This window comes from Pseudoalteromonas sp. SR45-1 (assembly GCF_014163655.1).
In the GTDB taxonomy this organism is placed as follows: Bacteria; Pseudomonadota; Gammaproteobacteria; order Enterobacterales; family Alteromonadaceae; genus Pseudoalteromonas; species Pseudoalteromonas distincta.
Genome location: NZ_JACJDR010000007.1, coordinates 124,958 through 138,392 on the forward strand (window position 1 = coordinate 124,958; position 13,435 = coordinate 138,392).

Sequence of the window (13,435 nt, forward strand, 5' to 3'; positions counted from 1 at the left end):
TTAAAAAGAGGAGTCTAACATTTTTAAGCTATATTGGCTTTTTAAGAAGTGTAAATAGTCGGTGTAAGGCAGTGCTTTTGCGTATAAATAACCTTGGGCGGAATCAGCGTTCATATCTTTGAGCAAGTGATGGATTTCTTGGGTTTCTACCCCCTCAATTGTTATTGATAAATTGAGGTTATGCGCCATATCAATGGCTGTTTGTACAATAACTTGGTGAGTTGGGTTATTAGGCAAATCAAAAACAAATGACTTATCTATTTTAAGCTCACTAAAGTGATAATTAACTAAGTAGCTAAGTGACGCGTAGCCTGTCCCAAAGTCATCCAGTACCACTTTAATACCTAATGCGGTTAACTCATCAACTAACTTTATAAGTGCATCTTGACTATCTACGAAGGCCGATTCGGTTAGTTCAAATTTAAGTAAGTGTGCCGGCACTTGGTATTTAATTAAAATATTTTCTACTTTTTCGGCTAAATTATTTATGGTTAAGTTTTTAGCACTTAAATTTACGCTAATTGTGTGCTCGTTATAGCCATTTTTAGTAAGCTCAACTATGTCTTTACAAGCTTGCTCTATTACCCACAGTGTTAGCTCGTTAATAATACCTGTGTGTTCAGCAAGTATTATTAGCTCTTCAATTGATAAGTTGCTGTAAGTTGGGTCGGGCCAACGTAATAAAGCTTCAGCACCACTTACGTGGTTACTTAATAAGTTTATTTGAGGTTGGTAATAAAGCGCCAGTTGATTTGTTTTGATTGCTTGTTGCAGCTTAGCGGCTAGAGCAACGTCCATCATCAGATTATTACCGTTTGACGATGACCCAACTTGATTAACGCTACCTTTTGCTTTTTTAAGCGCTAAATAACCACGCTTTAACCAATATTCAAAGTCGTTAGTCTTGCCTGCACTACTAATACCTATACTGTAACTAAGCTGCAGGTTTAGCCCTTTAATTTCATATTGTTTTGGTAGGCTACTAATTATTTTAGTCAGTAGTGCTTCTAGCATTTCTTGGTTTTGTGTTTTTGTAGAAATACAGGCAAATACACCACTGCTTAAATCGGCTAAGCGAGGACTGGTGTTTAAATCTGTTTCGAGGTTTGTAAATTCACGTTCATGGCTGAGTTCTAATTCAAGCTCTTTGGCTATATGCTTTATAAGTGTGTAGCCCTGAGAAGAGGTAATAATCGTATTGAGTGAATTAAAGTGACGTATTTTTATTAAACACAAAGTTGTTGAGCGATTTTGGCTCTGTAGTGCCATAAATGCTTGTTTTAGCTTGGAGCTATTAAGTAATCGTGTTTGTTGTGTATGCGTGGCATGGTAAAGCGCACGTTCTCGCTGATACCTTACCCTGTCTGCTAATGCCATCGCCATTAAAATAACTTCGCACAAAATAGCGACTAAAAAGGCATGGCGGGTTGCAAAGGTATACGGTAAAACACCAGTGAGTTCCATAGGTTGAATTGCCGCACCAAAAATTAGCGGTATCCATGATAAAACATAAAACTTAGCCCACCTAAAACCACTGCGTAACTTGTTATATATTAAAATAATACAAGTAATATAAAGCAGTACCATTACACCAAAAAATATAGGAGCCGCTATATTTTCAGGAATAAACAAGCTACATACAGCAAGAGTAAACATAAGCCAAAGTAGAGCTATACTCATTTTGTAACGCCAACATTTATCTTTATGATAGCGCAAAAACATGGTGCAAAAAGCAAGGGTGAAAAAGGCGACCCCATAATTACTAAACACAATTTGTTCGTGAATAAAGAGCTGCCATTGCTTAGGCCATAAATAAAAACCAAAGCCCAGTACTGCACCCATTAGTGTAATAGCGCTGACGATGTAGCCAATATAAATTAAATAAACACGGTCTTTTATACCAAAATAAAGCACCAAGTTGTAAAGCGCAGCCATCAATAGCACGCCTACAAAAATACCCCAGATCCCAGTTTGAGAGCGCACTAAGTCAATAAACTCTTTATCACGATACAAGTTTACAGGTGTTTTACTTATGCCTATTGTGTCTATTTTTATTACTAGGCGTTGTGATGATTTTCTTTCTACTAAAAAGCGAATATGCGGTACGCTGTATTCAAACAAAGAGAGGGCTTCTTCTTTATCGCCGAGTTTGTATGTTTCAATTAGTTTGTTATTTTTATCGAGGCGATAAACCGTAAGGTGATCGACCATAGGGTTGTCAAAATGTGCTACAACATTTTGCTTGTTAAGACTTTTATTTTCTAAATCAAGAAACAACCAATAATTTTGTTGGCTAAAGCTCCATGGAACATCTGAAAATGGTTGATGAGTAAGTAATTCAGGTTGGTTAATGATTGTATCGAATTTTTTAGTTTTGGTTTCGTCAATATAGTAGGCGTAATCGAGGTACATTGGAGCCGTTTTATCAATTGTATATCGTGTAGGCACGACTAAGTTTGATGCCAATGTACTGATTATAAAAAATATAAAAATCAGTATGGCAACAGCAATTGCATGGTAACGTAAAGTTCTTAGTTCCAACGTTAATTTACTTTTAAAAAACCTTTTAATTAGTGTAGCACTAAAAAAGCGCAGGGAAACTGCGCTTTTTAGTTAAATTAATTGGTTAGACCAATGAATAGGTATTATAGGCTATTGCTCGCGTGCAATAGCACGGTAAGCTATATCTGTACGATATTCCATACCATCCCAGCTAATTTGTTTAACAAGCTCATAGGCGCGTTGCTGCGCTTGCGTAACAGTGTTACCAAGTGCTGTTGCGCATAATACGCGACCGCCTGCGGTTACAACGTCATTGCCACTTTGTTTAGTACCCGCATGAAACACTTTTTCATCTGCAGGGTAATCCACTTTTAGCCCCGAAATAGCGTCACCTTTAGGGTAATCACCAGGGTAGCCTTTAGCGGCAAGTACAACACCAACGGCTGCGCGTGGGTCAAACTCAATTGTTGTTTTATCAAGTTCTACACGGTTAGCAGCTTCAATCAATTCAACCAAATCTGATTGCAAACGTAGCATCATTGGTTGAGTTTCAGGATCGCCAAAGCGACAATTGTACTCAATTACTTTAGGGGTGCCTGTTTCGTCAATCATTAAACCTGCATATAAAAAGCCGGTGTACGGATGGCCTTCGCTTGCCATGCCTTCTACCGTAGGGTAGATCACTTCGTTCATAATACGCTGGTGGATTTCATCAGTAACAACTGGCGCAGGTGAGTATGCACCCATGCCACCCGTGTTAGGACCCGCATCGCCATTGTAAGCGCGTTTATGATCTTGGCTTGTTGCAAATGGTAATACGTTTTTACCATCAACCATTACAATGAAAGACGCTTCTTCACCGTCTAAAAACTCTTCAATAACAACACGACTTCCCGCATCGCCAAAAGCATTACCCGCAAGCATATCGCGAATAGCTTCTTCGGCATCGGCCTCCGTCATGGCTACAATTACGCCTTTACCCGCAGCCAAACCATCTGCTTTTACAACAATTGGCGCGCCTTTCTCTTTTAAATAAGCAAGGGCAGGCTCAATTTGTTCAAACGTTTGGTAGTCGCCCGTTGGGATTTTATGACGTGCTAAAAAGTCTTTAGTAAACGATTTCGAACCTTCAAGCTGAGCTGCGCCCGCCGTTGGTCCAAAAATAGCCATGTTATGTTCACGAAACTTATCAACAACACCCAGTACTAACGGTATTTCTGGACCTACAATAGTAAGCTCTACCTTATTTTGCTGTGCAAAACTAAGTAAACCATCTAAGTCGTCAACGTTTATTGCTACGTTTTCAAGTTTTGGTTCAAGTGCAGTACCTGCATTACCAGGGGCTACAAATACAGTATTTACTTTGGTGTTTTGAGCGGCTTTAAACGCAAGTGCGTGTTCGCGGCCGCCGCTGCCAATGACTAAAACATTCATGGCGAAAATTCCTATTTAAAGCGGTTTCTTAAATTTCAGCGTCATGCGGTCGCTTTCACCAATGGCTTTATATTTGTCAGCATCTTGTTCGCCGAGTCTTAAGCTTGGTGGTAGCGTCCATACACCTTTAGGGTGATCGGCTGTATCTTTTGGATTTGCATTTATTTCACTGCTTGCTACTAATTCAAACCCAGCTTGTTCAGCAAGGTCTACTACGTAGCTCTGCTTCATATAACCTGATGTTTTTTGATCTTCATCAGCACGCTCTTCAGCTAAACGGTGTTCAACTAAACCTAATGTACCGCCTGGTTTAAGGGCTTTATAAAAAGCTTGGAATGCACTTAGTGCACCGCTTTTATCTTTGCCCATATACCAGTTATGTACATTACGAAATGTTAAAACCATATCGGCACTGCCAGCTGGCGCAATATCTAAATGTGTTACAGGTGCAAACTCAGTAATTTTAACGCTACTAAAGCGCTCATCTTCTGCTACTTTTTGTTTAAAGCCTGCAAGAGAGCGTTGGTAGTAGCCAACTGATGAATCAGCAGGAAAGTGCGCGGCAAAATAAGTGCCTTGTTCTTTTAATGCTGGCGCTAAAATTTCACTATACCAACCACCACCGGGTGCAATTTCAACAACTGTCATGGTTGGTTTAAAGCCAAAAAATGCAAGTGTTTGAGCTGGGTGACGATATTCATCACGAGCGCTGTTTTTAGCACTGCGTTCGCTTGATTGAAGTGCATGTTCAAGGCTTGATTCGTGGTTATGGCTAAGCGCCATAGTCGATGTCATTGTTAGTGTGGCTACAAGTAGTGATTTTAGCGCAAATTTCATTGTTTGTTCCTTCACATTATAATTTCAAATAGGTTATTGAATAATCAGAATACGTGAATTTATAGCAAACAAAAAGGGTTAAACCAACGTTTAACCCTTTGTGTGATTAGTGGCGGAAATGGCGCATACCAGTTAGTACCATTGCCATGCCAGCTTCATCAGCAGCTGCAATCACTTCTTCATCACGCATTGAGCCACCAGGCTGAATTACCGCAGTAATGCCAGCGGCTGCGGCTGCGTCAATGCCATCACGGAATGGGAAGAATGCGTCAGACGCCATAACTGAACCTTTAACTTCAAGGTTTTCGTCGGCGGCTTTTATACCTGCAATTTTAGCTGAGTATACGCGGCTCATTTGGCCTGCGCCTACACCAATGGTCATACCGTCACGGGCATAAACAATTGCGTTTGATTTAACAAATTTAGCTACTTTCCAGCAAAACAGTAAATCTTTAAGTTCTTGCTCAGAAGGCTGGCGCTTAGAAACAACTTTTAAGTCGCCTTGCGTTACCATGCCTAAGTCGCGGTCTTGAACTAAAATACCGCCGTTAACGCGTTTAATATCTTGGCCAGCTGCTTTACCTGTCCACTGTCCACATTCTAATAGGCGCACGTTCTTTTTAGCTTCAACAATTTTTGCAGCGTCGCTCGAAATACTAGGTGCAATAATTACTTCAACAAACTGACGGTCAACAATTGCTTGTGCAGTTGCTGCATCTAGCTCTCGGTTAAAGGCAATAATGCCACCAAATGCTGATGTAGGGTCTGTTTTAAAAGCGCGCTCGTATGCTTGTAGAATATTGTCGCCAATTGAAACACCACACGGATTAGCATGTTTTACAATTACGCACGCAGGTACGTCAAATTCTTTAACACATTCAAGTGCTGCATCGGTATCTGCAATGTTGTTAAACGAAAGGGCCTTACCTTGCAATTGAGTTGCTGTTGCAACTGATGCTTCAGCAATGTCATTTTCAACATAAAAAGCAGCATCTTGATGTGAGTTTTCACCGTAACGCATATCTTGCTTTTTAGTGAACTGCATATTGATAGTACGTGGGAATTTAGTCTCTACAGCAGCTTCCTCGGTGTAATCAGGCACCATTTTACCGAAGTAGTTAGCAATCATGCCATCGTATTGTGCAGTGTGCTCGTAGGCGGCAATCGCTAAATCAAAACGTGTTTTGTACGTTGTTGAACCATTGTTGTTTTGCATTTCACTAATAACACGGTCGTAGTCGCTTGCGTTTACCACGATTGTTACATCTTTGTGGTTTTTAGCTGCTGCACGAACCATTGTAGGGCCGCCAATATCAATGTTTTCAATGGCATCTTCAAGGCTGCAGTTTTCTTGAGCGACTGTATTCGCAAAGGGGTATAAGTTAACTACAACTATGTCGATAGCAGAAATGTTGTTATCTGCCATTACGCTTTCATCTTGTCCGCGACGGGCTAATATGCCGCCGTGAATTTTTGGGTGAAGGGTTTTTACGCGACCATCCATGATTTCAGGGTGGCCTGTGTGATCTGATACTTCAGTCACTTTTATGGCGTTATCAGCAAGTAGTTTACATGTGCCGCCAGTTGATAAAATATCAACGCCTTGCGCTTCAAGTGCGCGGGCAAATTCAACAATACCGGTTTTATCAGACACACTTAATAGTGCGCGACGAATGGGACGATGAGTATCCATTGTAGTTTGATTTCCTCAGTTAATGAGCTAGCTTAGAAGCGGGCATTTTAACTGATTACTACTCAAAAAACGACTTATAAAGGCTCAATAAGCGTGAGCATTTTGCAATTTAGTTAATAAACTGTAGGCATAAAAAAAGCACCCTAAGGTGCTTTTTTTGCAAAATACCAGTTGTATTGGATTAGTAAGTAGTAATAACGATAGAAAAACAAGTCTATAACAAGGCAAAAATTTTGCAGTGTAGTTATCTACATAAAAAACTTTTAACGACGTTATGGGCTTGTTTAGCTCGTTAGAATACTTACGCTTTCAATATAATTGGTATTAGTTCATGCCGTATTTTTTAAGCTTTTTACGTAAAGTACCACGGTTGATACCTAGTAAAATTGCTGCACGAGTTTGGTTACCACGTGTATATGTCATTACTTCTTCAAGTAATGGCGCTTCTAGCTCTGAAAGAACAAGGTCGTAAACGTCTTGCACATCTTGACCGTTAAGCTGCTTTAAATAGTGGTGAACAGCTTTTTTTACTGCATCACGCAATGGCTGCGGTTTCTCGTGTGACTGAACATGAGGGTTAGTGATAAATGGAGAAGTCACGTTTTGTTCGAACATTATTAAGTCTCTTTCTTTCTTAGTTAGCTGCTAGTGTTTTAAAGTATTGCTCTAATGCGACGACCTGTGCCTGTGGGTTGTCGAGCGCATTAAATACTCGCCTAAACTGACCATCACTGTCATGGGTTTGCAAATACCAAGATACATGTTTGCGAGCAATTCGCGCTCCCATTGGCTCACCGTAAAACATATGGAGGTTTGTTAAATGCTCCATTAATATACTGCGCACCTCTGCAATAGCAGGTGGCTGTAAATGTTCCCCAGTTCGCAAATAGTGGTCTATCTCCCTAAATATCCAAGGGCGACCTTGGGCGGCTCGGCCAATCATAATGGCATCTGCACCCGTATAGTCTAAAACCTGTTTTGCTTTTTCTGGTGATGTAATATCACCATTGGCAACTACAGGAATCGACACTGAACGTTTTATATCCCTAATCGTGGCGTACTCAGCCTCACCTTTGTACATACATGCGCGCGTACGCCCATGTACAGCAAGTGATGCAATGCCATAACGTTCAGCTATTCTCGCAATCTCTACACCATTACGGTTATCCGGATCCCATCCTGTACGGATTTTAAGTGTCACAGGTATATCAACAGCATTAACAACTGCATCAATAATCTCTTCCACAAGTTCAGGAAACTGTAATAAGGCAGAGCCTGCGAGTTTCTTGTTCACTTTTTTTGCTGGGCACCCCATATTGATATCTATGATCTGTGCACCATTAGCAACATTGAATTGTGCGGCCTGCGCCATAAGCTCAGGATCTGCTCCTGCAATTTGCACCGCGCGTATACCCGACTCACCGCTGTGATCCATACGGTTCATCGACTTTTCTGTTTTCCAAACCTTAGGATTTGACGATAGCATTTCAGACACAGCTAAGCCCGCACCTAAGCGTCGACAAAGTTGTCTGAATGGTCTGTCTGTAATGCCTGCCATTGGCGCGACAATTACATTATTCTCAAGTTGGTATTTACCGATACGCACTATATTCAATAGGCCTCTTTTCAAGGGGCGCTAAGTTTACGGTTTTTTTCACAAAAATCAAAGGCTATAAATTGAACAAAAGTAACTTTTTTTTGCCCTTTTCGTATTGACATTTGATAACCACATGACAAGTAGGTTGATTTGTTTGAAATTCATACAGATTTTATTTTTTACAAGATAACTAGAAAATTTTTTGATATGTAAAAAAATAGTAAAGCCTGTTAAATACAGGCTTTACATGCATGTTTTGAGTTAATGCTCTAGATTTGATTGTTCGATTTATTACGCTTTTTTAGTGCCACTTACTCGAGTCCAATCACCTTCAACGGCAATGTCATCTAGTTCAATGAACGGTGCATAAATGTCAGCAACCGATTGCGCTTGTTCTTCTAAAATACCCGACATGGCAATTTTACCACCTGGCTTTAATAACCCTAAAATCACACTATGTAATTCGCGAAGTGGCTGGGCTAAAATATTGGCCACTACTATATCTGCACTAAATTCAGGTTGGTTTTCTGGAAGGTATACTTCAAGTTTGTCTGCAACACCATTTCGGTTCGCGTTATCAAGGCTTGCTTCAAGCGCTTGAGGGTCAATATCTATCCCAATCATACGCTCTGCACCTAGTTTTATAGCTGCAATACCTAAAATGCCTGAGCCACAACCAAAATCAACAACCGTTTTACCCGTCAGATCTTGGCTTTCTAACCATTTAAGGCACAAGGCCGTTGTTGCATGCGTACCCGTGCCAAAAGCAAGGCCAGGGTCTAGCAATACATTTACAGCATCAGGGTCAGGAATGTCGCGCCAGCTTGGGCAAATCCATAGTTTTTCGCCAAATTGAATAGGGTGGAAGTTATCCATCCATTCACGTTCCCAGTCTTTATCTTCAAGTTGCTCGATTTTGTATACTAAATTGTCTTTTAGCTCATCATGGCGCTTCAATAACGCAACGACTGCGTTCATATCATGATTAGCTTCGAACAGGCCAATAACTGTGGTATCAGCCCAGAACACAACGGTGCCAATTTTAGGCTCGTAGATAGGGGTGTCTTTTGCGTCAATAAAGGTTACTGAAGCGCTACCCGCTTCCATTAATAGATCGCTTACGGCATCAGCTGTTGCAGCATTGGCATTAATACGAATTTGGATCCAAGCCATGGTTATTTCCTTCAAATAGAAAAAAGGCCGCTATAGCGGCCTTTTTAGTTTATATAGTAGCGCTAAAATTATTTAGCGTCTAAAAAGCTTTTCAGTAAATCTGAGCGAGAAGGGTGGCGTAATTTACGCAGCGCTTTCGCTTCTATTTGACGAATACGCTCACGTGTTACGTCAAACTGTTTACCTACTTCTTCTAAGGTGTGGTCGGTATTCATATCAATACCAAAACGCATACGTAGTACTTTAGCTTCACGAGCTGTTAAGCCTGCAAGTACATCGTTAGTTGCGCCACGAAGAGATTCCATTGTTGCCGAATCGATTGGCGAATCAATAGTTGTATCTTCGATAAAGTCACCTAAGTGAGAATCTTCATCATCACCGATTGGTGTTTCCATTGAAATTGGCTCTTTAGCAATCTTAAGTACCTTACGGATTTTATCCTCAGGCATCATCATGCGTTCTGCTAATTCTTCTGGATTTGGCTCACGACCCATTTCTTGTAACATTTGACGAGAGATACGGTTAAGTTTATTAATCGTTTCAATCATATGCACAGGGATACGGATTGTTCTTGCTTGGTCAGCAATAGAGCGTGTGATTGCTTGACGTATCCACCACGTAGCATAAGTAGAGAACTTATAACCACGGCGATATTCAAACTTATCAACCGCTTTCATCAGACCAATGTTACCTTCTTGGATTAAATCTAAGAATTGTAAGCCACGGTTTGTGTATTTTTTAGCAATTGAGATTACAAGACGTAAGTTAGCTTCAACCATTTCTTTTTTCGCACGGCGTGCTTTCGCTTCACCTATGCTCATTCGACGGTTGATGTCTTTAATACGCTCAATGCTTAAACCTGTTGTTTGTTCAATAACAGATAATTTATTAATGCTACGAATGATTTCTGGCTTAACTTCTTCAAGTTTAGCTGAATACTTTTCGTTACCTGAAATTTCTAAATCAACCCAAGAAGCGTCAGTTTCGTTATTAGCAAAATGCTTAACGAATGTTTTCTTTGGTAATTTAGCAATTTGAACAGCTTGCTTCATGATTAGGCGTTCTTGAACACGAACACGATCCATCATTTCACGCATGTTATTTACCATGCGGTCAAACTGTTTAGGTATTAATTTAAATGTTCTGAAAAGCTCACCAATTTCAAAAATGGCTGCTTGTGATTCAGGATGCGAACGACCTTTAGCTTCAAACGTATCACGTGCTTTATTATATAAATCACGTAAATTTTCAAAATGAATACGAGCTTCTTCAGGATCTGGCCCTGTGTCTATCTCTTCTTCATCTTCATCATCGCTATCAGCATCATCTTTGTCATCTTTATCGTCGTCCTCAAGTTGCTTAGCACTTAATTCTGAACCGATGTTAGTTGCTGAAATTGGCGCTGTATCTTCATTAGGATCGATAAAGCCAACGATAATATCGCTTAAACGCATTTCTTCAGCTTCAAACTTATCCCACTGCTCTAGTAGGTAAGTGATTGCTTCAGGGTACTCTGCAACAGAAATCTGTACTTGATTAATGCCTTCTTCAATACGTTTAGCGATTACAATTTCGCCTTCACGTGTAAGAAGTTCAACAGTACCCATTTCGCGCATGTACATGCGAACTGGATCCGTTGTACGGCCGATTTCTTTTTCTACAGTCGCAAGGGCTGCAGCGGCAGCTTCAGCTGCGTCTTCGTCTGTCGTTGTTTCTTGCATCATTAATTCATCAGCATCAGGCGCGTTTTCGCTAACCTTGATACCCATGTCATTAATCATGCTTATGATATCTTCTACTTGATCTGAGTCTATAATGTCTTGTGGAAGGTGATCATTTACTTCTGCAAAAGTTAAGTAGCCTTGCTCTTTACCTTTCTGAATCAGAAGTTTTAATTGTGACTGAGGAGTTGGATCCATAGAGATTGTTTCTTCCACTCTGATAAGTTGATACAACAGGCGCCATCATGTAGTTTGCATTAAAGCTAACTAGAATAATGTGACGCAGTGAATAGCACAGTATAACAGTTTAAATCAATTTTGACTAGGGTCTGTTGGTCTTTCAGGATTAAAGTTTGTTCTATCCAAGGGTGGTTTAATCGCGGCGCGAGGTTTGTAACCTAGTGGGCTAAGTAAAAACCGAGCAACAAAGAGTAAACCTCCCTTGGGTCGAACCCAAAGGGCAGCGCGTGTTTGGTATTTATACTGCGTTATCGCCTATTTATGTGGAATAACCACACTACATAAGCTCTGTCTTGTCTAAATACCAAACACACTGCTGTAAACTTAACCTCGAAAGATAAACAGACCCTAACTGTTAGTCGCTTTTAACGCTGTCATTAACAAATGACACTCAAGCCTTTCATCGCTTCTAAGGCCTTGTGTCTTGTCCTTTATTAATAGGGTCTCGAGTCGATAATTTAAACACTGATCTTCAATAAACTTGAAAGTATTTTTAAAAACCGTCTCTAAACGTTCTTCATTTATCTCATGTTGCCACGTTGCAAGCTTGATTAATGGCTCGTAATCTTCAGTTCCTCGAAAAAACTCGAGCAGTTGCGCAGTGGTCACATTTTCTTTTTCTAAAGCTTGTTCTTGTAATCGTAATAACAGCCCTATGCCAGCAATGTTCATTTGTACAAGCTCAGGTAAATACGGCACACTTTTAGCTAGATTAGGGTGCTGGATCAATATACCGATAGCTTGGCGCATAGGTGTTATTTTAAATTTACGTTCAATAGAGTGTTGTTGTTTAGGCGTTTTTAAACGGCTATTCAACTGCTCACGCGTTCTGCCAATTAAGCGTCCTAATTGTTCAAGAATGTTTTCTTGATAAAACTCACTTGGAATTTTTTCAATTAGTGGAAGTGCTGCACTAAGAAGTTTAGCTTTTCCTGAATCGAGTGTTAAATCAACCTCTTGGCTTAATTTATTAAACAATACTTTGGTAAAGTCATCTGCTTGGCTTAGGCGCAATTCGAATTGCTCCTTACCTTCTTTTTGCACAAGCGAGTCAGGGTCTTCGCCATCTGGTAAAAATGCAAATTGTAGTGCTTTACCATCGTTTAAATAAGGGAGTGCATTTTCAAGTGCCCGCCAAGCAGCGTCACGGCCAGCCCTGTCGCCATCGTAACAACAGATTACTTTATCAGTAGTTCTAAATAAAGTGTGCATGTGCTCGCTTGTTGTTGCTGTCCCCAGTGATGCAACTGCATATTCAATCCCTTGTTCAGCTAAGGCAACAACATCCATATAACCTTCAACAATCATTACATGATCAAGTTTTTTATGGGCTTGCTTTGCTTCGTAAAGCCCATAAAGCTCAAAGCCTTTATGGAAAATTCGGGTTTCTGGCGAGTTTAGATATTTTGGCCCTTGGTCGGCTTGCATTACACGTCCACCAAATGCAATAACGCGTCCGCGTTTATCGCGAATAGGGAACATTAGGCGATCGCGAAAAAAATCAAATTGTCTGCCTGGTGTTTTTTCTGAAGCTAGCTTTAGCTCAACCAATTGCTCTTTTTGTTCTTTATTACGACCAAGCTGTAGGCATAGCCCATCCCATTCACTGGGAGCGTAGCCAATCATAAATTTTTTAACAGTTTCACCGCTTAAACCACGGCCTTTAACATACTCAATAACAGCAGCAGAATTACTATGGTGTTTTAATTGGTGCTGATAAAAGCGAGCAGTATGAAGCATTAAGTCGTAATCGGAGCGCTTTTGCGCAGCCGTACGCTCTGGTGCTGAATTTGCGCCTTGTTCTCGAGGTACTTCTAAGTTAAGCATGCTGGCTATTTCTTCAATAGCATCTACAAACTCTAGCTTTTCGTACTCCATTACAAACGAAATTGCATTACCATTAGCGCCACACCCAAAGCAGTGATAAAACTGTTTGTCTTGCGATACAGTAAATGAGGGAGATTTTTCGTTATGAAATGGGCAGCAAGCTTGATAATCCTTACCTGCTTTTTTTAGACCTACTTTTGAGTCTATCAGGTCGACAATATCGGTTCTGGCAAGTAAATCGTCTATAAAGTTACGTGGGATCTTTCCGGCCATTAGTAAAATACAGTCCTGAAATAATAAGAAGAAGAACGAATATGAAATTTACTTTTTTATACTTGCTTGATGCAAAATATAGTGTGCTTTAACTTACCAAAATGACAGCGAAATAAATAGGGAAGCTATAAAAAATTT

General features: G+C 40.3%; 9 protein-coding genes. All 9 read right to left on the minus strand.

Annotated features, from left to right (window positions below):
- Positions 1–2,541: an EAL domain-containing protein gene (locus tag H5089_RS09165; RefSeq protein ID WP_182712046.1), complete on the minus strand. Its 2,541-nt coding sequence runs from the start codon at positions 2,539–2,541 to the stop codon at positions 1–3.
- 111 nt (positions 2,542–2,652) lie between these two features.
- On the minus strand, positions 2,653–3,936 hold the full coding sequence (gene purD, locus H5089_RS09170; protein WP_182712047.1) for a phosphoribosylamine--glycine ligase: 1,284 nt from the start codon (positions 3,934–3,936) through the stop codon (positions 2,653–2,655).
- 15 nt (positions 3,937–3,951) lie between these two features.
- A complete protein-coding gene (locus tag H5089_RS09175; protein WP_024603687.1) occupies positions 3,952–4,773 on the minus strand; it encodes a class I SAM-dependent methyltransferase in 822 nt (273 codons plus the stop codon).
- Between the two features lie 106 nt (positions 4,774–4,879).
- On the minus strand, positions 4,880–6,466 hold the full coding sequence (gene purH / locus H5089_RS09180) for a bifunctional phosphoribosylaminoimidazolecarboxamide formyltransferase/IMP cyclohydrolase (RefSeq protein ID WP_024603688.1): 1,587 nt from the start codon (positions 6,464–6,466) through the stop codon (positions 4,880–4,882).
- Positions 6,467–6,790: 324 nt separating this feature from the next.
- Positions 6,791–7,081, minus strand: a complete 291-nt coding sequence (gene fis, locus H5089_RS09185) for a DNA-binding transcriptional regulator Fis (RefSeq protein ID WP_002957804.1) — start codon at positions 7,079–7,081, stop codon at positions 6,791–6,793.
- A gap of 19 nt (positions 7,082–7,100) precedes the next feature.
- Positions 7,101–8,072: a tRNA dihydrouridine synthase DusB gene (gene dusB / locus H5089_RS09190; RefSeq protein WP_024597553.1), complete on the minus strand. Its 972-nt coding sequence runs from the start codon at positions 8,070–8,072 to the stop codon at positions 7,101–7,103.
- A 282-nt stretch (positions 8,073–8,354) separates the two neighbouring features.
- A complete protein-coding gene (gene prmA / locus H5089_RS09195; protein ID WP_002957801.1) occupies positions 8,355–9,236 on the minus strand; it encodes a 50S ribosomal protein L11 methyltransferase in 882 nt (293 codons plus the stop codon).
- Between the two features lie 68 nt (positions 9,237–9,304).
- Positions 9,305–11,155 (minus strand): RNA polymerase sigma factor RpoD, encoded by a 1,851-nt coding sequence (rpoD, locus tag H5089_RS09200; RefSeq protein WP_002957800.1) that lies wholly within the window; start codon positions 11,153–11,155, stop codon positions 9,305–9,307.
- Between the two features lie 390 nt (positions 11,156–11,545).
- Positions 11,546–13,297, minus strand: a complete 1,752-nt coding sequence (gene dnaG / locus H5089_RS09205) for a DNA primase (protein ID WP_182712048.1) — start codon at positions 13,295–13,297, stop codon at positions 11,546–11,548.
- Positions 13,298–13,435 lie beyond the last annotated feature (138 nt).

Excerpts from the sequence above, each read along its gene's own strand:
- purD (WP_182712047.1), bottom strand. The coding sequence starts at position 3,936 with ATGAATGTTTTAGTCATTGGCAGCGGCGGCCGCGAACACGCACTTGCG.
- H5089_RS09175 (WP_024603687.1), bottom strand. The coding sequence starts at position 4,773 with ATGAAATTTGCGCTAAAATCACTACTTGTAGCCACACTAACAATGACA.
- purH (WP_024603688.1), bottom strand. The coding sequence starts at position 6,466 with ATGGATACTCATCGTCCCATTCGTCGCGCACTATTAAGTGTGTCTGAT.
- fis (WP_002957804.1), bottom strand. The coding sequence starts at position 7,081 with ATGTTCGAACAAAACGTGACTTCTCCATTTATCACTAACCCTCATGTT.
- prmA (WP_002957801.1), bottom strand. The coding sequence starts at position 9,236 with ATGGCTTGGATCCAAATTCGTATTAATGCCAATGCTGCAACAGCTGAT.
- rpoD (WP_002957800.1), bottom strand. The coding sequence starts at position 11,155 with ATGGATCCAACTCCTCAGTCACAATTAAAACTTCTGATTCAGAAAGGT.
- dnaG (WP_182712048.1), bottom strand. The coding sequence starts at position 13,297 with ATGGCCGGAAAGATCCCACGTAACTTTATAGACGATTTACTTGCCAGA.